Annotated in this window: 14 protein-coding genes; 10 read left to right on the top strand and 4 right to left on the bottom strand. The window is 63.6% G+C overall.

What is annotated here, in order from left to right; all coding sequences use genetic code 11:
* Nucleotides 1–88: 88 nt before the first annotated feature.
* The 7 genes from MRBLAR12_RS19630 (at nucleotide 89) to MRBLAR12_RS19600 (ending at nucleotide 11,241) form a co-directional block, all read left to right on the top strand.
* The gene (locus MRBLAR12_RS19630; protein WP_364747799.1) at nucleotides 89–1,051 is read left to right on the top strand and encodes an ARPP-1 family domain-containing protein; all 963 of its coding nucleotides are present in this window, start codon (nucleotides 89–91) and stop codon (nucleotides 1,049–1,051) included.
* Nucleotides 1,048–2,568 (top strand): ADP-ribosylglycohydrolase family protein, encoded by a 1,521-nt coding sequence (locus MRBLAR12_RS19625; RefSeq protein WP_364747797.1) that lies wholly within the window; start codon nucleotides 1,048–1,050, stop codon nucleotides 2,566–2,568. Before MRBLAR12_RS19630 ends, MRBLAR12_RS19625 begins: the two co-directional genes overlap by 4 nt.
* Nucleotides 2,569–2,608: 40 nt before the next feature.
* Nucleotides 2,609–5,143 carry a sigma-70 family RNA polymerase sigma factor gene (locus MRBLAR12_RS19620; RefSeq protein ID WP_364747795.1) on the top strand — a complete coding sequence of 845 codons (2,535 nt, stop codon included), beginning with the start codon at nucleotides 2,609–2,611 and terminating at the stop codon, nucleotides 5,141–5,143.
* Nucleotides 5,144–5,377: 234 nt separating this feature from the next.
* Nucleotides 5,378–6,379 carry a sigma factor-like helix-turn-helix DNA-binding protein gene (locus MRBLAR12_RS19615; RefSeq protein ID WP_364747793.1) on the top strand — a complete coding sequence of 334 codons (1,002 nt, stop codon included), beginning with the start codon at nucleotides 5,378–5,380 and terminating at the stop codon, nucleotides 6,377–6,379.
* A gap of 18 nt (nucleotides 6,380–6,397) precedes the next feature.
* The gene (locus MRBLAR12_RS19610; RefSeq protein ID WP_364747792.1) at nucleotides 6,398–7,939 is read left to right on the top strand and encodes a TY-Chap domain-containing protein; all 1,542 of its coding nucleotides are present in this window, start codon (nucleotides 6,398–6,400) and stop codon (nucleotides 7,937–7,939) included.
* A gap of 66 nt (nucleotides 7,940–8,005) precedes the next feature.
* Entirely contained in the window at nucleotides 8,006–9,535 is a 1,530-nt protein-coding gene (locus MRBLAR12_RS19605) for a TY-Chap domain-containing protein (RefSeq protein WP_364747790.1), read from the top strand.
* A gap of 26 nt (nucleotides 9,536–9,561) precedes the next feature.
* On the top strand, nucleotides 9,562–11,241 hold the full coding sequence (locus tag MRBLAR12_RS19600) for a nuclease-related domain-containing DEAD/DEAH box helicase (protein WP_364747788.1): 1,680 nt from the start codon (nucleotides 9,562–9,564) through the stop codon (nucleotides 11,239–11,241).
* A 135-nt stretch (nucleotides 11,242–11,376) separates the two neighbouring features.
* Here MRBLAR12_RS19600 and MRBLAR12_RS19595 read toward each other — a convergent pair whose 3' ends face one another.
* Nucleotides 11,377–12,543 carry a hypothetical protein gene (locus tag MRBLAR12_RS19595; RefSeq protein WP_364747786.1) on the bottom strand — a complete coding sequence of 389 codons (1,167 nt, stop codon included), beginning with the start codon at nucleotides 12,541–12,543 and terminating at the stop codon, nucleotides 11,377–11,379.
* A 393-nt stretch (nucleotides 12,544–12,936) separates the two neighbouring features.
* Here MRBLAR12_RS19595 and MRBLAR12_RS19590 point away from each other — a divergent pair, with 393 nt between their 5' ends.
* The gene (locus tag MRBLAR12_RS19590) at nucleotides 12,937–15,603 is read left to right on the top strand and encodes a PD-(D/E)XK nuclease family protein (RefSeq protein WP_364747784.1); all 2,667 of its coding nucleotides are present in this window, start codon (nucleotides 12,937–12,939) and stop codon (nucleotides 15,601–15,603) included.
* The gene (locus tag MRBLAR12_RS19585) at nucleotides 15,600–18,755 is read left to right on the top strand and encodes a UvrD-helicase domain-containing protein (RefSeq protein ID WP_364747782.1); all 3,156 of its coding nucleotides are present in this window, start codon (nucleotides 15,600–15,602) and stop codon (nucleotides 18,753–18,755) included. Before MRBLAR12_RS19590 ends, MRBLAR12_RS19585 begins: the two co-directional genes overlap by 4 nt.
* A gap of 3 nt (nucleotides 18,756–18,758) precedes the next feature.
* Here the strand turns inward: MRBLAR12_RS19585 and MRBLAR12_RS19580 are convergent, their stop codons facing one another.
* Entirely contained in the window at nucleotides 18,759–19,022 is a 264-nt protein-coding gene (locus tag MRBLAR12_RS19580; protein ID WP_364747780.1) for a hypothetical protein, read from the bottom strand.
* Nucleotides 19,023–19,399: 377 nt separating this feature from the next.
* On the opposite strand from MRBLAR12_RS19580, the gene MRBLAR12_RS19575 reads away from it, so the two are divergent.
* Nucleotides 19,400–20,047, top strand: coding sequence for a hypothetical protein (locus MRBLAR12_RS19575; protein WP_364747779.1), 648 nt, complete (start codon nucleotides 19,400–19,402; stop codon nucleotides 20,045–20,047).
* A gap of 191 nt (nucleotides 20,048–20,238) precedes the next feature.
* Here the strand turns inward: MRBLAR12_RS19575 and MRBLAR12_RS19570 are convergent, their stop codons facing one another.
* Together MRBLAR12_RS19570 and hisC are read right to left on the bottom strand one after the other, a co-directional pair.
* The gene (locus tag MRBLAR12_RS19570; RefSeq protein ID WP_364747777.1) at nucleotides 20,239–21,651 is read right to left on the bottom strand and encodes an amino acid permease; all 1,413 of its coding nucleotides are present in this window, start codon (nucleotides 21,649–21,651) and stop codon (nucleotides 20,239–20,241) included.
* A gap of 52 nt (nucleotides 21,652–21,703) precedes the next feature.
* Entirely contained in the window at nucleotides 21,704–22,801 is a 1,098-nt protein-coding gene (gene hisC, locus MRBLAR12_RS19565) for a histidinol-phosphate transaminase (protein WP_364747775.1), read from the bottom strand.
* Between the last annotated feature and the right edge of the window lie 3 nt (nucleotides 22,802–22,804).

Genomic DNA, 22,804 nt, shown 5'->3' with positions numbered 1-22,804 from the left:
TATTTATCGCAGTATTGCGCTAAAGACGCAAGCGGTGCATACTGAAGTCAATTAGCGCAGATATGCATTAAATCAACCGGAGGTCAGCATGAAAGTCCCACAGCTCCACGTCGGCGCCGGCAGCCGGCTCGGCCCCCTCGGCATCTTCCCCGTCTGGACCTCCGGCTCCGGCAGCCTCGGGATCAGCACCGGCACCCACGCCGACGTCGCCGTCACCGAACTCGCCAGCGGCGCCCAGGTGGCCCGCCTCACCGTCACCAACAACGGCCCGCACCCCGCCCTGCTGCTGGAAGGCGAGCTCCTCGAAGGCGGCCAGCAGGACCGGACCTGCGCCCGCGACGTCGTCCTCGGCCCGGGCGAAACCCGCGACATCGACACCTTCTGCGTCGAAGCCGGCCGCTGGGAAGCCGGCCAGAGCAGCCACCGCCGGCAGGCACGCCGCGCCCCGCTCAACGTCTGGTCCGAGCTGGCAAACGGCCCCGGTGAGCGCGGCGGCAACCGCCAGGGCCGCATCTGGGAGCGAGTCAGCCGCTTCGACAACGTCCGAGGCGCCTCCGCCACCAGCTCCCTCCTCCAGCACATGGACCGGTTCAGGGACGACAAGGAGGAACGGAACCGCTTCAGCGCCGCGGACGCACCGAAGCCGCTGGAAGGCCAGCGCGGCGTGGTGATCGGCCTCGGCCAGCAGCCGCTGCTCCTGGAGGTCTTCGGCACCAACACCCTCTTCCGCCGCCACTACCGGCAGCTGATCGATTCCGCACTGCTGGACCTGGAACTCCTCCCGCCCCAGGCACTGGCGTCCGGCCCCATGCCGGGCCAACGAGCACGCGACTTCGCAGCCCACGTCCAGGCGCTGGACTTCGGAACCTTCGACGACGGCGCCGCGGCCGTCGAGGTCCGGAACCACGGCACCCTCCGGAGCCGCAACGTCTCCCGCGCCGCCGGGAGCGTTTCCGCCGCCGGCATCGCCGTCGAGCTCCCCACACGCCGCCCGCAACTGGCCCACCTGACCGGCTGGAACACCCAGCACCCCCTGATGGAGATGGCATGAAACTGACCCCCTTGCAGAATGACCGCGCGGCCGGCGTCCTCGTCGCCCTGGCCGCCGGCGACGCCCTCGGAGCCGGCTACGAATTCGACGCCCCGCTGCCGGACGGCGCCAAAGTCACCATGAAGGGCGGCGGCCCCTTCGGGTTCGCGCCGGCCGAATGGACCGACGACACGTCCATGGCCATCCCGATCGCCCAGGCCCTGCTGGAGGCAGCGTCCGACGCCGGGTCCTCCTCCCCCGCGGCGCTCACCATGATTGTCCGAGCCTGGACGGCGTGGGCCGCCGAGGCCAAGGACGTGGGCGCCCAGACCAGCTCCGTCATCACGGCCGCCCGCCGGCTCGCTTCCGCGGCCGGCCGGAGCAAGGTCCATGCCGCCGACTTCAGCGCCGCGGCCGCGGACTTCCACGCCCGCACCGGCCGCAGGGCCGGCAACGGCTCGCTGATGCGCACCGCACCGCTGGCTCTGGCATACCTCGACCGGGACCCGGCCGAACTGATGGCCACCGCTGGGGTGATCAGCGCCCTGACCCACGCCGACCCGGACGCTCAGGAAGCCTGCGGCCTCTGGTGCTTGGCCATCCGGGAGGCGATCCTGACCGGGCGGCTCGACGTCCGGGCAGGCCTGCCGCTGCTGTCCGCCGAGCGGGCGGCCCTGTGGCTGGAGCGGATCGAGGCTGCCGAGCGGTCCCGGCCGCGGGACTTCACCCGCAACGGCTGGGTGGTCGAGGCCTTCCAGGGCGCCTGGAGCGCCATCCACTTTGCGGGTTTGTCGGCCTCCGGCCCTGCGCACCTGCGGGCAGCGCTGGAAGAGGCCGTGCGCGGCGGCCGGGACACCGATACTGTCGCCGCCATCGCGGGCGGGCTGTTGGGTGCGGCCTACGGTTACACCGCGGTGCCGTTCGAGTGGCGGCGGCGTCTGCACGGCTGGCCCGGGCTGCGGGCCCGTGACCTGATGATGCTTGGCATGGAACTCGGCCGCGGCGAGGGCCGCCGGCCCGCATCCTGGCCCCGCGCCGAGCATCAGGACTTCAGCATGTGGAGCCGCACCGATGCGCTGGTCCAGCACCCGCACGACGACGGCGTCTGGCTGGGCGGCGTCGGTTCGCTCGGACTGGTGGCTGAGCTGGGGATCGACGCCGTGGTGTCGCTGTGCCGGCTGGGGACCTCCGATCTGCCCGGGGTGGTGGCGGCGGAAGACCACGCCGCGTTCTGGGTTGTCGACTCGCCTTTTGGGGAGGACAACGCGCACGCAGCGTTTGTGCTGCGCGACGCGGCGGCCGCCGTCGAACGCTTCCGCACCGAGGGCAAGACAGTGCTGCTGCACTGCGTTCGGGCCGAGTCTCGGACTCCTACCGTGGCTGCGTTGTACGGGGCGCGGGTGGCTGGTGTTTCTCCGATTGAAGCGCTGGAGGATGTGCGGCGGGTGCTGCCTGGCACGAATCCGAACCCACTGTTTCTCAGGTTGCTCGGCGCGGTGCCGACGAACCGAGTGAATAGTGTCACACCGGCCACGTAGTCTGCTCTCACGAGCTTGAACAGTCCAAATGGGGGATGAAATGACTGACCTGATCCAAGAGGTAATGCATGGGGCGGACTCCGAGCCTGCCGCAGCTGCCTCTGTCCCAACGGCCTATGACTATGCGTTCCTGTACTCGTGGCAACAGGAAGCGCTGAAGGCTTGGCATTCAAATGCCAGGCGTGGCGTCGTGGAGGCTGTCACCGGATCAGGTAAGACCCGGGTTGGCATCGCGGCCGCATTTGAAGCCGTCCGCCAGGGAATCAAAGTATTGATCCTTGTCCCCACTGCCGAGCTCCAACGCCAATGGCTGTCCTCCATCCAGCGCGACCTCCCAAAGGTTCGCCGGGGTGCACTCGGCGATGGCCGCACAGATTCTCTCGATCAGGTGGACATCCTGGTGGCGATAGTCCATTCGGCGTCCAACCGCGAGACGCTGCGAAGCCACAAGGCCGGGCTGATCATCGCGGACGAATGCCACCGCTACGCCGCTCCCATGTTCACGGGGGCCCTTCAAGAGGGATTCGCCTGGCGACTCGGACTGACCGCCACCTACGAGCGGTCGGACGGAGAGCACGAGACAGTCTTGTCGCCATATTTCGGCGGAGTTGTCTACAAGCTTTGGTACGACCGCGCGCTAAAAGACGATGTCATTGCGTCGTTCGACATTGCCCTCGTCGGTGTTGAACTCACGCCGACGGAGAGAGTCAACTACGACGATCTCTCCAACACCATGCTGGAAGCGGCGCGCAACCTGGAGACCTACGCCGGAATCCCCCGGCGGCCATTCCACCAGTTCATTGCGGCAGTCGCCTCGCTCGCTGGGTCAGATTCAATCACTCGGGAATCGACGATTGCACGGAAGTACATGCGGGCGATGGCGTCCAGGCTCACGTTGCTGGCAGAAGCCCGGACCAAATACCACGCCCTGGCAGCCCTCAAGGAGACTGTTGACGCGTCTCGCGGCACGCTGGTGTTTACGCAAACTCAAGAATCTGCGAGGCGGGCCCAAGAGCTGTACACGGCAATGGGCTCCAAGGCTTCTGCAATCTTCAGCGGCATGGCCAAAGATGAACGTCGGCAGGGTATGGAGGAATTCCGCAACGGCACTTCGCAGATCCTCGCAGCGCCAAGGCTGCTCGATGAAGGCATCGACGTGCCGGAAGCTGACCTCGGCATCATCGTCGCGGCCAATCGCAGCCAGCGACAGATGGTCCAGCGCCTGGGACGCGTCATCCGCAAGAAGGCCGACGGTCGAGTCGGGCGTCTCGTTGTCCTGTACTCGAAGGACACTGTCGAGGACCCCAATGTCCAAGGCGAAGAGTTTCTGGGCCGGGTGCTTCCGTTCGCCCGCAAGGTCGAGTTCTTTGACATCAAGACAGACTTGGACCGGCTGCAGGGCTTTCTTCACCAAGTCGTGGCCGAGCCCAAACCTGAGCTTCCGCCGGTCAATGAGGCAGGTCCGATCGCAGCTGTGGAGCAGCCGCAGGAGTCGCCCGAGCCGTCCCCTGAAGAACCCCGAGACGATGCCGAGCCTGTGGGCTTCGATTTGGATGATGACGAGTGGCCTGAACAGCTTGCCGGCAGCGAGAGCGTCACCGACGACGCCGTCGCGGACTACCTTCGGCGGCTGGGCCGCCACGAATTGCTGACGGCTGAGCAGGAGGTGGAGCTGTCCCAGGAGATCGAGGCCGGACTTTTTGCGGAGCATCTCCTTGACGATAAGGGTTCGACGCGCCCGCGACGGGAAATTCGTGAACTTGAGTTTCTTGTTCTGCTGGGAAAACGAGCGGCCGACACTCTGCTAAATGCGAATCTTCGGTTGGTTGTGTCGATAGCAAAGAACAACACCAATCGCGGGCTCGACTTTCTTGATCTGATCCAGGAAGGAAATCTGGGACTACACCGAGCCGTCTGCAAGTTCGATTTCACCTTGGGTTTCAAATTCTCGACGTATGCGACGTGGTGGATTCGCCAAGCCATCACCCGGGCTTTGGCCGATCGAGCCCGTCTTATCCGGTTGCCGGTTCACATGGTCGAGCAGATTCAGAAGCTTCAGTCGGCGCAACGAACTGCTGCAGTGAATGGATCGTCATGCACCAATGAAGATCTTGCCCGGCTCACGGACAATTCAATCGAGAAGGTCGAATACCTTCTGAATTTGGATAAGGCGATCCACTCGCTGGATATGCAAGTTCCCGATGGCCGAGGCGGAACCGAAGCGCTCGCCGAGCGGCTGGCCGATCCGTTTGTTCTGGATGTGACAGATTCGCTCTTTCAGCAACTTATGAAGGAGCAGGTGCATGCTGTCCTGGACACACTGGAGGAACGGGAGGCCGGCATCATCGCGATGCGCTTCGGCATCGCGGATGGCGAAGAGAAAACCTTGGACGCGATCGGGAAGACGTACAGACTGACCCGGGAACGCATTCGCCAAATTGAGTCCAAGACCCTCTCGAAACTTCGCCATCCGTCCCGGTCACGAGTCCTGCGTCAGTACATGTTCGATGGCCACGACCCCCATTTTCAGCCAGCGCCGTTCGGTCCAGACGCAACAGCCGAAGAAAGTAGCTAAGTCAACGCTGGTACCGCGACAAACAGTCGTGGTTAACCGTAGGTTGCCGTTCGGACGGCAAAGGTCTGCCGCAGCTCAGGGTTCTCCTCTACCGACAAACTCACTTGAGTGCGCACTCCGACCGGGCTTTCCCCCGCGCTATTCAAGGCCAGACAGCGCCCGTCGAAGCGGTGGCCGCTGGGCCCCGGTGTTACCTACCCATCTATGTCGGATGCTGCTGGTATGAATGTGAACATGACTACAACTCCTGAACTCAGTCGGGACCAGCGCGACGCCGCCATGGTGGAGCGCTACTCGGACGGCGAGACCCTTGATGCCATCGGCCAGAGCTTTGGCATCACCCGCGAGCGGGTCCGTCAGATCATCGTGAAGGTCGGCGGCACGAACGCCGAGGAATCCCGAATGAGCCGTATGTTGGCTCGGGAAGCGGCCCGCAAGGCCGCCCACGACGCGTTGCTCGCCGACTTCGGCGCTCTTGCCCGGGAGATGGCAAAGCGTGGCGTGAGCCGTCCTGATGTCGTTCGCAAGCTGCAGGCACTATACCCAGCGATCGACGTCGATCTTGCCGAGGACGCTTTGAGGGAGTCGGATATCGTCTTCGACAAGCGCCAGATCGACGACATCTTCTCCAGGGAAGCTGTCGCCGCGGGCGTCTGGTATCTCTTGGGTTCCGATCTGGGCTTAGCCCCGAATCCAGGGTGGGCCGCAGTGAATCTTGAGTTGTCGTTGATGAGCGAACTGCGGGCAGTTCTTGAGGAGGCCACCGCCACGCCGGCCGACGTTGCCACCATTCTCGGTGTGATCGCCGCCGCTCAGAAACACGTTTTGGAGAACCCTGCTGCAAGCATCACCACAAAGCGCTACCACCAACTGCGGGACGAGCTCATCAAAGCACTCGGGCTGGTTTCAAGGCAGGGCTCCTCGCTTTGGCCGCCCACCGGTCAGACGCTGATGAAGAGATTTGGCGGCTGGAACGAGTGTCTCGATGCCATGGGAATCGGTACTGCATCCAGAGGGCGTCCGAAAGGCCTCGTGAAGTTTACTCGTAATGACTACGACGACGCCGTGCGGGACTACTACGCTTACGCAACGGCAGCAAAAACGAAGGCAACCAACTCCGGCTACGATTCCTGGGCAAGAGCAGAGCGTGCCGGCGGCCGCGAGAGGCCCTCTATTGCGTCGGTGAGGGGAATCTACGGCACTTGGTCGGACGCAGTCCGTTCAGTGCAGGAGTAGAAGGGAAAGTTGGGGGAAATGGACAGCGGACAGGTCAGCCAAGGCACGCCCCTCCCGTTCGAACTGCTGGCCGGTCCGATCACTCGTGCATACCGCAGCGGTGATCCACTCCGGGTGATCGCGGCCAAGCATGGAGCGGAGGTGGGAACCCTTCGCTCGCGGCTATCCAATGCACTCAACGGCGATGAAGACGAACTGGCCAGGATGCGCAGCATCCGCGCGAGGACTGCGGCAACGATGTCAGTTCTCGATGAACAGGCGCACCTTATCTGGGGACTGGCCGAGTCCGGCTTTGCCTTGGTGGACATTCCGAAGGTGCTCTCCGTCATAGGAGCAGGGGCTGAAATCGATTCGGAAATTATGGTCGAGTTGCTTCAGTATCCAGGGCCTAAGGATCCACGCGTTTGCGTAAACATGCCGGCGCCCGAGAGACCCTCCCTGAGTGACAAGCTGAGCCTGCTGTACGTCGTCGGAAAGCACCACAGGATCGAACCCGATTATCAGCTGACGTTGGGTCAGATGCCAACGGCAGAAGTCGCCGAACTGCGGCAGCTGAGTAAGGCGAACTTTCCTCCAAGGCGTTTCGCTGAGGTCCTGGCAGTCGCTGAGACCACCAAGTTGGCCATCCGTGCGCGGGTTACCACGTCGTTCTCCGTTGCGGAATACGCGGCCACGGCGGAACCTCTTGCAAGGCTATTCAGAGGTTATCTCTTCGATGATGCCGCCCCGTGGCCCGTCCCTGTCTCAGCACTAGTGCTGCGTCTCGGTGATGGGTGCTGGGAGCAGGCGCTGCGCACAGTGGGATTGAAGCTGTGCAGGGCGGCCGACCGCTTTGGTGAAGACGACTTTATCCGAGCGCCCTGCGACTACGTCGAAGAATGTGCCAGGTTTGGTTTCCCGTTGAGTCTCGAGACTTATGACCGCTGGGTAACGGCAGAGGTGGCACAGGGAGTTGACAGACCCTCAGCCATGGAGCTGATGGGCCACTACGGCGGCTGGCAGGAAGCTCTCGGCGTTCCACCGAATTCAGACGCGAACAAACAGCTCCGCGCTTTTGATTCTGATTCTTACGACAGCTCCCTGTTTGACTGGACCGATTCCGCTCTGGAGGCTGCATGGGTGCGCGCAGGAGAGTTCATCTCCGAACTTCTGGCGAACATGCCCCGGAATCGATCCCTCCAGATTCAGTACGGTGACGCCGTAGATGGTTCCATCCAGCCATATGCGCAGGGCACGCGCGGTGCTGACGGAGTTTGGTGCGAAATAGTCTCCGAGCGCGTCTTGCCGGGCGAGCAGTGGCCGATCGACACCGAGTATCTGGAAGCCCGAGCCTGGCTAGTCCCTGACGACGAGGTTCCGCAATGGTGCAAGGAAAAGGTGGCCTTCCACGACGCCGGACATCAGCTTCTCAAAGGACTGAGATTTGGCCGGCAGTGCCCAGATCCCTGGCAACTGCGCTGGAGTACCAAACAGCCGATAAGCGGACCGGTTCCGGATCACGGTGTGACGTTGGAGCAAGCTCTAGCCGGCGAAGTCCAGACTCTGCGAAATGCGGGCTGACGGCGCTTGCAGAAGGCGCGCGAATACTTCACTCGAAAACACACCACACTCTATGGGGATTACATCATGACGACACCAATCGAAGATTCGCTGCCTGAGGCTAACCCGCGGCACGCGATTGGGCCAGCAATGGCATCATTTCTCGCGGGCGATCCCCTGCGTTCAATCGCGGCTGCCGCGAACATGAGTAGCTACGGGATGCTGCGTCTTCTCGGTTCCCGCGTAGCCGATCGGGCCGAGAAGACGCGGTCCAAGGCTATCCGGGATCGATGCATTGCGACGGGCGCCGCTCTCTATCAGGAGCGCGAGCGCTTCGAGCAGCTTATGAGAGCCGGCATTGATCTCCCAGACATACCGAGGGTTCTGACCGCCCTCGGCGCTCCCGTCGACGTCGACATCGCCGTGGAGATGCTCCGGAGTACGCGCATGTTCAAGGAAATTCTGCATCGCGTTCTACAACAAAACGGGGTCATCGAAGTGGCGCGGAGCGAGCCGACCGTCGACTTGCTCAGTCTGCTGTACGTCACGGGCCTTCACCGAGGCGTGGATCCAGATTATGAACTGGCTTTGGGGATGATGCCTGTCTCCTCCTTCTCTTCGCTGAGGGAGCTTCTGGGAACCCGTCGTCCGTACCAAGAAACAGCCGAAATCCTGGCGGTAATTGAAGCAACATCACAGGCCATCCGCGCCGGAGACGTCGCGGGAATTTCAATTTCCGAGTACGACGAGATAGCCGAGGCAATCTCGCGTGAACTTAAAATCGCGGAGATCCATCCCGGAGTTAGCTGGCCGGCTCCGGGAGATGAGCTCCGGCGACACATGGGCCAAGGATCCTGGGATGCTGCGCTGGACGCCGCAGGGCTGAACCTCTTTTCTGGCAGAGGTCGTTTTAGCAATGTTGATTTCGTTGAGGCGGCCAGAGGATTCAGGAACGATTACGACGATTTCGGCTCTCCGAAGGAAGTATCGAGCTACGACAGCTGGGTGATTGCAGAAACAGCTGCCGGGCGGGAGCGTCCCTCCGCTATCGCTATTCGCCGGCACTTCGGCACCTGGGAATCTGTGATTGGCGCGGTCATGCCCGCTGAAATCGAGGATGAGTACGACGGCATTGTCAATCACATTAGAGCCGAGAACGACGTCCAAACAGCTTGGGCGAAAGCAGGCGAACTGATCAGCGAAGTCCTCGCCAACATGCCGTGGAACTCGTTCCTCAGCATTCAGTACGCTGACGTCGACGCCGAAGAACTGACGCCCTACGCCCAGGCAGTTCCCAGCGCCGACGGGGTCTGGTTCGAAATTGTGTCCGCGCAGTTTCTCCCCGCCGAGAATTGGCCTATAAGTGCCAGCTATCTAACCGGGCATGGCTGGTCTGCTCCCGATAACGATTTTCCGAACTGGTACAAGGACCGTATTCCGCACATCGAAGCGGGGCACCAGATACTCGAAGGTTTGAGATATGGCCGGGGTTGCCACGACGCCAACCAGCTTCGATGGCATACCGGCGAATTTCCGACCGGACCCGGTCCAGACGGCGGCGTCACACTTGATGACGCGCTGAACGGTATTGTGCAGACACTTAGTAACGCTGCCTAGCCAAAGTCCGAGTTGATGGAGCACCGATGAAATGCATTCCGGAAGAACCCGAATTCGGCGATGGCCTGGTGGCGGAGAAGGCAGTCTGGGACGCGTTGAAAACCAGCCTCCCCGACGACGTTGTACTAGCCCACTCAGTCCAGTTGCGGGACGGCAGGGCAGAACACGAGATCGACATCCTCGTCCTGTGGCCCGGCGTCGGCATGGCTGCCATTGAGGTGAAGAGCGGGCGCGTCTCTGTCGAAAACGGACAGTGGCTGCAGTCCGACAGGTCCGGAGCGCACAAGATTCAGAGTCCCGTTGCGCAGTCGCAAGGTTCGCTCCACGCTTTCAAGAACTGGATCGGCCGCCAACTGGGCACGCCACTGACGAGCCGCTTCGCCTACATGGTCAGCGTCCCCTACACCGATGTGCCCCGTAATTGGGAGATGGCTGGCTGCCCGCGATCGCTGGTCCTCGACAAGGAAGACACCGCGTCTGCGGCCGAACTAATCCGGACCGCCATCGAGCGGGAAGGCGGCGGAGCTTCGTCGCTGGCGGCGCCGTTCATGGAACGCATCGTCCGCGTGCTCAACGGAACACTGGGACACGATGCCACCAAGCCACTGGACCCGAAAGAGCTGGAAGATGTCCAGGACCATCTCACCGAGCGGCAGTCGGTGCTCTTGAAGGCCACGCGGTCTCTCCCAAAGATCCGGTTCATCGGCGGCGCGGGAAGCGGAAAGACGTGGCTGGCCGTGGAGAAAGCCCGGCTGCTCTGCAAACAGGGCAAACGGGTCGGCTTGTTTAGCTACAACAAGGGCCTCAGCCAGTACCTCCAGGACCGCGTTTCGATCTGGCGTCACGCCCAGCCGGTATTCACCGGAGAGTTCCATGACTATGCCCGGCGCCTCGGGGTGCCGGACGGCACGGGACCCGCCTATTTCGAAGAGGAATTGCCACAGCTACTCAAGGATCTCGCGGTCAGTCTCCAGCCCGAGCAGCGGCTGGATGCCATCATTGTTGATGAGGCTCAGGACTTCGCCCCGCTGTGGTGGGAAGCGTTGCTTGCCACCACCACGGATAACGCCGAGATCTACGCCTTCCTGGACGATCACCAGGACGTCTACCGGCGTTGGAGCAATCCCTCGACGGATGGCGAAAGCCCGCTGGAAGACCTGGTGACCATCCACATCGACGAGAACCTGCGAAACACGAGGAAGATCGCCGAAACATTCAGATCCTTTGCGGGCGATCACTTCACTCCCCGCGGCAGCACGGGACTGCCCGTCCGGCGGGTTCAGTGCGCCACCGGGGACGCCCTCGACGTCGCTGGTGACTGCATCGATGCGCTGATCGAGGAGGGATGGGTGAACAACCAGATCGCCATGCTGACGACGAAGGAACGCCACCCAATCCATAAGGAATTCTTCGAGAACGGCACCACGGCTGACTACTGGCGCGAGTTCCACGCAAACGAAACCGAGTTCTACGGTCACGTTCTGGGCTTCAAAGGCCTGGAACGGTCAGTGATAGTCCTGTGTGTCAACGGCTTCAAAGACCTGAGCCGAGCTGCTGAACAGCTCTACGTTGGCCTGTCCCGGGCGCGCAGTCTCCTCGTGGTTGTCGGCGACTCTGATTTGCTGGAGAAGGCCGGCGGCCGGGATCTCCAAACGGCTCTGTCGCGCGCCCAGGTTTGGGCGCCAGCAACACCCGTCGATCGCTGAAGTTGAGGGCGTGGTCTCCTTAACCCGCCGACCACCGCGCCAATTGATCGCCAAAAAACTGCCCCGGATGTAGTTGTTGGTGGGGCAGGTCGGCTTCTTGACTTGGAGACTCTTTATGGCTGACGTCAGTTGCTCCTACTTCTCGGCCGGCGCGATGACGGCCAATCCTTCTGCTGTAGGAGCGAGCTCGAGGACAGTCTGATCAGACTCTGTCAGAAGGGGCAAGCTGTCCGGAGCCGCGTGAAGTGCTCGCGCGAGGCGGCCGAAGCTGGTCCGAGCCCCGATAGTGCCCTTACCTGCGAACGCAATTGGCACCTTGCTCGAATCGATCTGCAGAACATTGAGGTCATCCAGGAGACCCACAAGCTGGGACTGTCGGTCCGCGAGTACTGAAAGCTCGTTACGAAGGACGTTCTCGACATGAGGAAGCGAGCGATCCCCATTCGAGAACTCAGCTGCGATTTTCTCAAGTACGACCACTCGTGCCCTGAGCGCAAGTGCTTGATAAGTCTTGGCCACCATCTGCTCAAATTCCTGTGCCGGGTTGTCCCGTTTGTCGACGAGCGCCTTCATAAGATCCGGTGCGTACACGCGGTCCGAGCCCTTGTGTTTTTCGGCGATTTCCAGCCAACGATCGAGGCGACTAATGAATGTATTCGTCAGGGCGTCGAGAGCGCCAAATGCATGAGCAGCAGGCGAAATAGATGGTATGTGCGCCTGATCCAACAAATACCCGGCAACCTTTCGAGCTTGTTGCTCTGCAGTTATCAAGACCGAACGCTCTTGCTCATCCATGCGGACCTGAATCCCGGTCACTGCTTTCTTGATCGCGTCTAGCTTCTTGTGCATCTGATGTTGCGCCAACATCTCTCCCGCCACGGCAAGGCCCACGGTCGCGATGAGCGGCCCAGCTGCAACGGCGGCACCAGTACCTGCCGCCGCCGGCATGAGGCGTACGTGCCCGGCGATCTTTGTTGACCCGGCCGCGCGAGCGATTCCCCGAAACCCACCGCCAACGGCAGGGACGAGATCTCGTGCCACCGATCCGGTCGGCAGGATAACTCGGTATAGACCTTCAGTCGAGGCGGCGAGGCCAGCTTGTCCAAACGATTGACTGATCGCCTTCGCGAACGCTCCCGAGGTTTGCGCGACCATCCCCGTCGTCGTGCTTTCTGCGGGCTTTGCGACGCGGCTAATGAGGAGCGCCTCTCGATTCATCAACATTCGGAGCATCGTCTCGGTGCTTGGCTCCGCTTCCAGCGGGACGAGTGGAACAACGACGGCGTTTTCTTCAAGTTCCACAGGATCCCCCGGATGATGACTTAATAACTATCGTCAGTAAGTATCGCCTACGTAGGTGATCGACCTCCACTTTGCCTAGGAAGACATAGAACAAATCCATACGAGGAGCCGGGCACGAGTTGTTGCGCGACCTACTACCCCCGTGTTCGAACGGGGCTCGAACTAGAGTCCGAACCGAACGGCTGAGTGCCGAGGCCGAACTACTCGAGTCATAGTCACCGTCGCCCCGTCTGCCTAAGGATCCGCAAGTTTGGACCGACTGCCTCGTGCCTCGCCTCCGACAGACACGTCACACTCCGCCAATCGGTCGCCCCCAACGCGCCGAACCGTCTGTTGTCCGACCCCGCCCATATGATCTAGGAACTGTCGGGCCTATACGTCTAGGGGGACGAAGTGAACGTTTTGTTTGGCTTGTATCTGGACCGCGCTCCGTGGGCCTACCGGGACTCGGCACTTGGCGAGGTGCGCCTCGGCCCGCTGGGGTTGACCCAGTTGCTTCAGACCCGGCTCGGGCTCACCGGACCTGATGCCCGCCACTCGACGCGGATTCGGCAGTACATGGCCCGACTCGCGGAACAGGACGCCCCGACCGCGTGGTTCCACGGATCCTTCTCGGTCGACGCGTGGTCCACCGCCATTGACCTGCTGAACCAGCGCGACGAACTCGTGGTCAATGGCTGGACCGGAGTGGCCCCGCCCTGGTCCACGGCTAAGCTGCGTGCCCTCGCCGCCCTCGAGCAGAGCCCGCTCCCCCTCGACCGGGCGTTCGCCGACTTTCCGCTGGAGCTCGTTCACGAACTCGAGAGCGATGCCACGGCGAACTGGCCGCTCGGGATCTCCCGGCTGGAACTCCAGCACCCCCGCATCTCGTTCCCCGCCATCTGGGGCCGGCTCATCCATGCCCTCGAACGGCGCGGGGTGAACGTCACAGACCCGGCTCCGCGCACGGGGCCGGTGGGCGACGTGACCGTCCTCGTCGCGAAGACCGAATGGGAAGCGGCCGAGCACACGGCCCGCTGGCTCGCGTCCGCGGCAAACCCCGGCACGGCCCGCTCCGCCGTTGTCGCCTCCGCGAGCACGTCCCTGCTGGACCAGGAACTGCAGCTGCGCGGACTGCCCCAGATCGGTGTCAGCAGCCGCTCCCGGTGGCGGGCCGTGGACCAGATCATCCCGCTCTTCTTCAACGTCAGCTGGGGGCCGGTGGACGTCCAGCTGCTGGGCGAGTTCCTGAACCTCCCGGTCAGCCCCGTCCGCCGCGGAGCAGGCCGGCAGCTGCTGCGCGCCCTCGCCGCCCAGCCGGGCACCGGCGGCGAGGCATGGCTCGCTGCGCTGCAGGAGATCAGCAGCGACGAGACCCTTGGCCCCGGCATGGCTGCCGAGCTTGACCTTCTGCTTAGCACCGGTCTGCTTGCCGTCGATGGGACCGTCAGCGGCAGCGCCGTCGTCGAACGCGCGCAGTGGCTGCGCACCCAGCTCAGCCGCCGGGTGCAGATCTACCCCCAGCTGGAGTCTGTGCTCAGCCAGCTCAACGAATTCACGGCCCTGATCGACGGGCCGGAGCCGGTGACGCGCAAAACCCTTGCGCGGATCCTGGAATCCGTCATTCCGGCCAGTGGCAGTCCAATAACCAGCGGCGAGGCCGCGCCCTGGGTCACACTGCGCAGCCTCGCGGAACTCTGCGACGACGTCGACACCCTGGTCTGGTGGGGGTGCCAGGATGACGGCCAGGCCCGGGCCCGCAACTGGGACGCCGCGGAACTCCGGGCGCTGCAGACCGTCGGCGTCGAACTGCCGGATCCCGCGGCACTTGCCGAACTGGAACTCTCCGTAGCCGTGGAATCCGCCAAGCACTGCCAGCGGCTGCTGCTCGTGCGCGCCGCCGAGATCAGCGGGGAGCCGACCAAGGCGCACCCTGTCCTGTCCTCGCTCGCCTTCAGTGTCCTTCCTGTGCCCCTCCCCGGAACTGCGGACGAGAACAAAAAGGCCGTGGAGGAGGCCATCAAGGCCTTCACCGTTACTCCCGCTGAACTGGTGCACGACGGCGTCTGGCACCTCGCCGGCCGGACCGCGGCGCTAAAGCCGGTGCACCCCTCCCCCGCCCAGCCTGTCCCGGCCTCCCACGAGCTGGGCCCCCGCCCAGCCTTCATGCCCGACAAGCTCTCCTACTCGCAGCTCAGCACCCTGATCGGCTGTTCGCTGAAGTGGGTGCTGGAAAAGAAGGGCCGGCTGAAGGTGGGCGCCGCGCAATCCGTCCCCTCCGGCAACACCATGATCGGCACCCTGGTCCACCGGGTCGTCGAGGAACTGTTCGGCGAGCTCCACGCCGCGAACCGGGCCGTGCCCGAGCCGGCGGAAGTCCAGGCGAAACTCGACCAGCTCGTCCCGCACTATGCCTCCGAGCTGCTGCTGCCCGGCCGAGGAAGCAAGCTTGCCGGCCTCCGGCCCGTCGTCGAGCACTCCGTCATCAAACTGTTCCAGACCCTGCAGACCCAGGGTGTGTACATCCGCGCCACCGAGCACAAGTTCGACAAGCCGGCCACGTTCAACGTCAACGGAGCCCGGACCGAAGTGCAGGTATCCGGCTCCATCGATGTCCTCGCCGCGGACCAACAGGCTGAGTCCGTGGTGATCGACCTCAAGTGGACCAACCACTCGAAGTACCGGCGGGAAGAAATCACCGAGGGAAACGCGATGCAGCTCGCGCTGTACCACTGGGCTCTCGACGACGGGCCGGACCCCATGTCCACCGTCGCCGAGGACGCCGCGATGTCCTACTACATGCTCAAACAGGGCGAGTTCGCCTCAGCCAGCAGGCTCTTCGGACCCGCCCTGGCCAGCCCGGCCTCCAGCCGGGGCACCTGGCAGCGGTCCGTCCGCGCCGCCGAATTCTCCATCTCGCAGGTCGTCGGCGGACGGGTCCTGGCCGCCGGCCGGCACGAGCTCGGATCCTCCGACGAGCAACGCGACACGGCCACTGCGGATGGCAGGCTGTACCAGAAGCCGCCTTGCAACTTCTGCGACTTCTCCGCACTCTGCGGCCTCAAGGGGGACCTGTCATGAACCACGCCCTGAGCAACGTCACTATGATCACGGCCAGCGCCGGAACCGGAAAAACCTACAGCCTGATGGGCGAAATCGCCCGCGCCATAAACGCCGGCACCCGCCCCAGCCAGATCTTGGCCACCACCTTCACGAAAAAGGCCGCGGCCGAACTCATTGACCGGGTGCAGGCCGAACTCTTCGGACAGGAACGTCCCGATGCCGCCCGGCAGATGTCCGTCAGCATGGTGGGCACAGTCAACAGCGTGTGCAGCCGCCTGCTGCAGGAATACGCGGTCGACGCCGGGCTCTCACCCGCGCTTCAGGTCATCGCCGAAGACGAACAACTCCGGATCTTCCAGCTGGCCACCGACGACGTGTTCGCAGAGTTCACTCCGAGAATCCAGCCGCTGGCACGGCGCCTAGGGTACGACGGCGAATCCGACATCAGGGGCACCGACCCCGACTGGCGAAAGATCGTCCGAGACGTCGCGGATGCGGCGCGCGGCAACAGGATTGAACCCGCGGAGCTGGCGCACTCGGCCTCCTCGTCCTGGCAGGGACTGCAACAGGTGCTCGGACCGGTGGCTCTCGACGACCGCGCGTCCTGGTCCAACCAGCTCCTCCAGGGCCTGATGAGCATGCGCGCGATGGCCGCTGACCTCATCGAAGGCGGCAAGACCCCGCCCAAGAACCTGATCGCCTCGATCGCCCTGCTGGAGCCTGTCCTGTCCCATGCCTCGCCGGAGGATGTGCCGTGGCGCTTCTGGATCGATGCGGCCGGGGTGGGGAATGCGGGGGCCAAACGGCTGCTGGAAAGTTATATTTCCGCGGTCGAAATGGATCTGGTGGCAAACCCGGCCTTCCAGACGGAGCTGAGGGAGTTCACCGAGCTGGTGTTCGCCTGCGCGGCCTCCTGCCTGGACAGGTTCGCCGAATTCAAGCGGGAGTACGGCCTCATCGACTTTGCCGACCAGGAAACCCTGGTCTTGGACCTGCTGGAGACCAACCAGGAGTTCCGGGCCTCCATCACGGGCCGGATCAATTTCATGGTGGTGGACGAGTTTCAGGACACGAGTCCCTTGCAGCTGCAGCTGTTTACCAAGTTCGCCGAACTCGTGGACAAGGTTGTCTGGGTCGGCGACTCCAAGCAGGCCATCTACGAATTCCGCGGCACGGACCCGGAGCTGATGAAAGCCGTCGCCGCCCACGTCCAGCAGAAGACCCAGCTCACCGAGTCCTGGCGGTCCCAGGAAGCGGTCATAGACCTCTCCAACGCGATCAGCCTCGCCATGTTCCCGGAGCTGAGCGAGGATGAAGTCGAGCTGGCGGTCCCGCACGCCCGAATGGATGCCGCCCATGCCAAGAGCGCCCTGGGCGGTTCCCGGGAGGCATGGACCCTGGCGGCGAAAACGGTTCCGGAACAGCGCCGGGCCATCGCCACCGGCGTCGTGGACCTGGTCCAACGACGCGGGTTCAAGGCATCCGACGTCGCCGTCTTGGCTCGGTCCAACGCTGCAGTGGAGGCCATCGCCTCCGAACTGACCGCGCTCGGGCTCAAGGCGACCACGAACACCTCCTCACTGTTCGCCGCAAGGGAAGTCCAGCTGGTGCGCGCCGGGATGGCCTTCGTGGCCTCCGACGACGACACGGTGGCGTTGGCCGAGCTGGCCCATCTTCACCCCGAACACGCCGCATTCGGCCGCTGGGTGCCCGCCTTGTTCGACGCCGCTGAGCCCCAGGAAGAACTCAAGCGCTGGGCTGCAGACCCCTCGGTGGCCGGGCTGTTGGAGCTGCGCGGCCTGGCCAAGCTCTGCACTCCCACGGAAATCATGGAGGAAGTCACGGCCCGGCTCGGCGTTGCCCGCCTCATCAAATCGTGGAGCAACCCCGGAACGCGGCTGAAGAATCTCGATGCGCTCCGCGCCCTCCTGGAGCGCTACTACGAATCATGTGCTGCGCTTTCCAAGCCGGTCACGTTGAGCGGCTCGCTCAAATTCCTGGCCGACGCCGACAGCGCCGGCAGTGAGAACTTCGGCGACGACGTCGTCAACGTACTGACGTATCACAAGGCCAAGGGTCTGGAATGGCCTGCCGTGGTCCTGGCCAGCCTGGACACAGCCCTTGCGGCAGCGCCGTGGGGTATGGCTGTCGAAGGCGTCGCCGAGATCGACGTCCGGAACCCCCTCGCGGGCCGGTGGGTACGCTTCTGGCCCTGGCCGTTTGGCGGCAAGGGCTTCAAACCGCTGTCCGCAGCGGCGGACGAGTCGGTAGTCGCCCGCCGTGTGCTGGCGCGGCGACAGGCGGACTCGGCCCGGGTGCTCTACGTGGGTCTGACCCGCGCCATCAGTGTCACCTGCCTTGCGGCCGCTAAGCCTGCCCCGGCCTCGCTGAACACCCTCGCGTCGGGACCGATCGTGGAGTGGACCGCGGATGACGGCAACGACGGCAAGTTGGTCGTCCAAGGCCGACCCGGCGACAACGAACGCCGGCTTTCCGTGGAAGCATTCAGCTACGAGGCTGCCGATGCGCCCGCAACGGACGAGATAAGCACCGCCCGGGAATACACCGACGGTCTGGCCGTTTCCAACCCGGTGGACCAGAAGCCTGCCCGGGTGACAGCCAGCTCGATGGAGAGTTTTGGCTTCGTCGCCGATGTCACGGAGGCCGCAGCCCTGGGGGCGCAGCTGATACCGCACGGAGCAGCCAACTGGGACCGCGTTGGCTCCTCCATCCATGGTTACTTCGCCCTGCCGCTTGCCGAGATGGACAGCGGGGTCAGGCTCTTGGCGGCGCAACGACTCCTGGACCGCTGGGGTGCCGCGTCCGCCGTCGACGCCGCCGTGGTGATGGAGGCGGGCGACCGGATGCTCGCCTTTTTCGCCGAGCAGTACCCGGGCGCCACAGTGATCACGGAACAGTCCGTGGCTTGGCGGAACGCGGATAACCAGTTAATGGAAGGCTGGATCGACCTTCTGCTGGAGACGCCTGCCGGATACGTGTTGGTGGACCACAAGTCCTATCCGGGCAAGGACCCTGTCGGTCACATCAAGGACAAGTACGTGGGCCAGATGCGAGGCTACGCCGAGGCGATTGAGTCGATCACCGGGCGGCCCGTCGTCGAGACCCTGATCCACATGCCCGCGTTGGGGAAGATGTTCCGGATCAGGTGAGCCTCACCACCAGCGGTGCCGGCATTCCGGGTTCTGGCACGCCCATTTGGGTATGCCGATTTCGACCTTGCCGGTCGCGGGATAGATGCGCTCTTCTTGCACGATCATGCAGCCCGCGAACTCAGTCTTGGGCATCTCTTCGCGGGCAGACGGCATGATCATTCCGTAGCCAATACGCCAGGCCTCGCTGCCGCAAACAGGGCACTTCCGCGAGACGACGCGCTTCGTCTTCGATTTCGGTTCGGGGATGGTTTCATCGTTAGCCATGGAAGCACCGTAGTCCGCCGCTCTGACATCCCGTGGCATTCTGGGATTTACAAAAAGTTTCTTAGGTGCCAAGAAATTTTTGTAACTTCGGCGCGAGATGTCGCCTACCCGTGCGAGAGCCAGGCTCTACGGAACGATCTTAAAAACGGGAGACCGTAAGAGTTGCGTTTCGGTGGACATCGCCTGTCCTGCGGTTTAGTGCGCATCGGCTCGTGGCCGCATATCCAGGATCGGTAGGGCGCGCCATAATCGGCCAGTCTCCTAGTTGCGTATATGGTTCGAGGGGACTTGGCGCAACGCTCTGATTGTGGTGTGGTTCCAAATCGCTGAATTCCGGGGGCGTTTCGACGTCGCACCAAACTGGAGACTTACCCGTCATGAACTTTTTCAAGGCAGTCGTGAACTTTTTCAAAACGCGTGTTCTGCTTTGGCCTGTCCTGCTGCTCAATGTACTGCTTGTCGTAGGAACGGGCGCCGTTTTCGCATTCGGTGGACTCAACGCTCTGGGTCTCAGTTCGCTGTTCTCCAGCAGTTCGAACGAACGCGATTCGCAGGTGGTTCAGGCCGTCACGCGCGTGCAGGAAGTCGCCTTGCTTAGCCTTCACATCGAGGGTGTCACGAGGAACGAAAGCAATGGCGAGATATTCGGCGTCGAGGTACCCGAGAGCAAGAAAACGACGCTGATCCAATACAAGTTCGACGCCAAACTAGGCATCGATGGAACACAGGTGAAGATTGAACCCACCGGCGCAGATACGTTTCGGGTGTCCATCCCCAGATTCATCGGCATCGGTTTCGACAATCCCAAGTTCGAGGACCCCCTCGAGAGCAGCGACGCGCTTAGCTGGCTGACACCGTCAGCCGTTCAAACTCGCATGATGAACAACGTTCTCAGTGACGAGAACAAGCAGAAGTACATCACCCAAAACGAAGCAGCGCTGATGGAGCAGGCCAAGGCGTTCTACTCCGGAATCATCGCAAGCGTCGCTCCCGATATCACCCTCGACTTTGAGTTCGCAGGGTAGATGCCCACAGCGATCCGTCTTCCCCGCATGATCCCGAGGTGACTCCCGTCCACGCCACCGGCGGCCTCTTCGAGGACAGCTGAGCTCCAGGTGCTCGGCGTGAACGGACAATGCCGGAGGGCGCGCCCGGCCAAAGCCAGACGCGCCCTCCGCGTGCACCGGACCCGCCACGTGGGTCCGGAGCACGTGACTTAGTCGATCAGCACCGGCTCCTTAGCACGCTCCGAGGATTCCTCAAGCGGCGCAACCTTACGGTTCCGGTGATGCATCCAGTTCGCCACCGCCAGAAGCGCGACGAGTGCGAAAGTGCTCAAGAGCTGCGGACGGGAATCCTCGCCCATGAATCCCACCGTGAAGATCGCGGCGAGGATGACCAGGCCAAACACCGTGAGCCAGGGGAAGCCCGGCATCCGCAGGGGAAGCTCCGTTCCGTCGCGGTCGGCGCGGAGGCGCAGCGCGAGCTGGGCCAGGAGCGCGGACGTCCACACCAGCAGGCACGTCGAGCCCACGATGTTGAGCAGGACCGGTAGGACCATCTCGGGGAAAGCCAGCTCCAGCACAACCGTGACCACACCGAAAGCGACGCTGGCCAGGACGGCGACAACCGGGACCCGCGACTTGGACACCGAGGCAAGCAGGCGTGGTGCTTCACCCCGCTCCGCGAGGGAGTACGCCATCCGTGACGCACCGTAGAGGTTGGCGTTGAGGGCCGAGAGCAGCGCCGCGACGGCCACCAGGGTGATGGCGGTGGCTGCGCCGGGCATGCCGGCGGCGTCCAGCACGGCGGCGAACGGGCTCTTTAGCCCCGCCGACCCCACGGGAACCACCGCCGCGATCACGAAGATCGCACCGATGTAGAACACCAGGATGCGCCACAGAACCGTCCGGACTGCCTTCTTCACACTGCGGGCCGGCTCCGCGGTCTCGGCTGCAGCCACGGACACGATCTCGGTGCCGCCGAACGCGAATGCCACCACGAAGAGTGCCGTGGCAATACCGGCGAAACCGCTAGGTGCGAATCCGGCACCCGTGAAGTTGGCCAGGCCCGGCGACTGGACGCCCGGCAGCCAGCCGAAGAGCAGGGCAGCGCCCACCAGGAGGAACCCGACGATTGCCGCCACCTTGAGCAAGGCGAACCAGAACTCGAATTCGCCGAAGTTCTTCACACTGGTGAGGTTCACAGCGGTGAGCACCACGATGAACACGAAGGCCATCAGCCACACCGGCAAGGCCGGGAAGATCGTGGCAAGCAGGCCAGCCGCACCGAGCGCCTCCGCCGCGATGACCACCACCAGCTGCAGCCACCACAGCCAGCCCACCGTGGCACCGGCCACCGGACCGTAGGCCTTGGCGGTATAGACGGAGAAGGCACCGCTGTCCGGATTGGCGGCGGCCATCTCGCCGAGGGCCCACATCACCAGGATGATGAGGGTGCCGGCCACGAGGTAGGAGATCAGCACGGCCGGGCCGGCAGCCTGGATGCCGGCACCGGAGCCGATGAACAGGCCCGCGCCGATGGCGCTTCCGAGCCCCATCATCGTGAGCTGGCGGGGTTTGAGTGCCGCGCCCAGTGCGCGGCCAGACGTCATTGTCTGTTGTTCCATGGGGAGTCCTCTGGTTGTAGGTGGAACGGATTGAATTTCAGGTCAGTGGTTGCTAGGCAGCGTGGGCTTCCAAAAGCCGGAGCACGCGATCGTTGGAGGCGGGGCCGGCAACGGTGATCCTCACGCCGTCTCCCTGGTATGCCCGGACCAGGATGCCCGCGCGGTCGAACGCGTCCACCAGCCTCGCCTGGAGCAGCTCATCCGCACGGATCCACAGGAAGTTGCCCTGGCTCGCCTGCAGTTTCCAGCCCTGCGCTTCCAGCTGCGCGGCCATCCGGGCACGCTCCTGCTTGACGGCTGTCACCCGCGCTTCCATCTCCTCCCCGGCGTCCAGCGACGCGATGGCGGCCTTCTGGGCCAGCGCGCTCACCGAAAAGGGAAGGGCGGTCCGGCGCAGTCCCTCAGCAATATCGGGCGCCGCCACGGCGTATCCGACCCGCAGCCCGGCGAGTCCGTACGCCTTCGAAAAGGTGCGCAGAATGCAGACGTTCGGGTACTGGCGGTAGAGCGCCAGGGAATCGGGGCCGCTGCCCGCTTCGGCGTATTCCACGTAGGCCTCGTCGATCACCACAAGGATGTCGGAGCGGACGGACCGCAGGAAGGCCTCGATCCGTTCATGGCTGATCGGTACGCCGGTGGGATTGTTGGGGGTGCAGAGCAGGATGACCTTCGTGCGGGCAGTGACGGCCGCGGCCATGGCGTCAAGGTCGTGCCCCTCAGCGCCGTCCAGCGGGATGCGGACCGGCTTGGCGCCTGCCAGCTCAACCAGGATGGGGTAGGCCTCGAAGGAGCGCCAGGCGAAGATCACTGCATCCCCGGCGTCGCACAGTCCGGTGATGATCTGCTGGAGGACGCCGACGCTGCCGGGTCCCACCGCCACCTCTCCGGCCGTGACGCCGAGGTGGCGGGCAATCCGTTCACGGAGTTCGACGGCGGCACTGTCAGGGTAGCGGTTCATAGTACCGGCCGCCGTGGCCACCGCAGCGGCGGCAGCGGGCAGTGGCTCGTAGTGGCTTTCGTTGCTGGCGAGGGCCGCAATGTCCGTGCCGGCGCTGCGCCGACCCGGGACGTAGGGTGGAAGTCCGGCCACAGCGCCACGAAGGGCGGGATGCGCGGTGTCCGATGCGGTTAGGAGCTGATCACGGGTCATGAG

The organism is Arthrobacter sp. LAR12-1-1.1 (assembly GCF_040676555.1).
Classification (GTDB): Bacteria; Actinomycetota; Actinomycetes; order Actinomycetales; family Micrococcaceae; genus Arthrobacter.
The sequence above is the reverse complement of the archived record's forward strand: the minus strand, read 5'-3'. Positions and strand labels throughout refer to the sequence as shown.

Excerpts from the sequence above, each read along its gene's own strand:
- MRBLAR12_RS19630 (WP_364747799.1), top strand. The coding sequence starts at position 89 with ATGAAAGTCCCACAGCTCCACGTCGGCGCCGGCAGCCGGCTCGGCCCC.
- MRBLAR12_RS19625 (WP_364747797.1), top strand. The coding sequence starts at position 1,048 with ATGAAACTGACCCCCTTGCAGAATGACCGCGCGGCCGGCGTCCTCGTC.
- MRBLAR12_RS19620 (WP_364747795.1), top strand. The coding sequence starts at position 2,609 with ATGACTGACCTGATCCAAGAGGTAATGCATGGGGCGGACTCCGAGCCT.
- MRBLAR12_RS19615 (WP_364747793.1), top strand. The coding sequence starts at position 5,378 with ATGACTACAACTCCTGAACTCAGTCGGGACCAGCGCGACGCCGCCATG.
- MRBLAR12_RS19610 (WP_364747792.1), top strand. The coding sequence starts at position 6,398 with ATGGACAGCGGACAGGTCAGCCAAGGCACGCCCCTCCCGTTCGAACTG.
- MRBLAR12_RS19605 (WP_364747790.1), top strand. The coding sequence starts at position 8,006 with ATGACGACACCAATCGAAGATTCGCTGCCTGAGGCTAACCCGCGGCAC.
- MRBLAR12_RS19600 (WP_364747788.1), top strand. The coding sequence starts at position 9,562 with ATGAAATGCATTCCGGAAGAACCCGAATTCGGCGATGGCCTGGTGGCG.
- MRBLAR12_RS19585 (WP_364747782.1), top strand. The coding sequence starts at position 15,600 with ATGAACCACGCCCTGAGCAACGTCACTATGATCACGGCCAGCGCCGGA.
- MRBLAR12_RS19580 (WP_364747780.1), bottom strand. The coding sequence starts at position 19,022 with ATGGCTAACGATGAAACCATCCCCGAACCGAAATCGAAGACGAAGCGC.
- MRBLAR12_RS19575 (WP_364747779.1), top strand. The coding sequence starts at position 19,400 with ATGAACTTTTTCAAGGCAGTCGTGAACTTTTTCAAAACGCGTGTTCTG.
- MRBLAR12_RS19570 (WP_364747777.1), bottom strand. The coding sequence starts at position 21,651 with ATGGAACAACAGACAATGACGTCTGGCCGCGCACTGGGCGCGGCACTC.
- hisC (WP_364747775.1), bottom strand. The coding sequence starts at position 22,801 with ATGACCCGTGATCAGCTCCTAACCGCATCGGACACCGCGCATCCCGCC.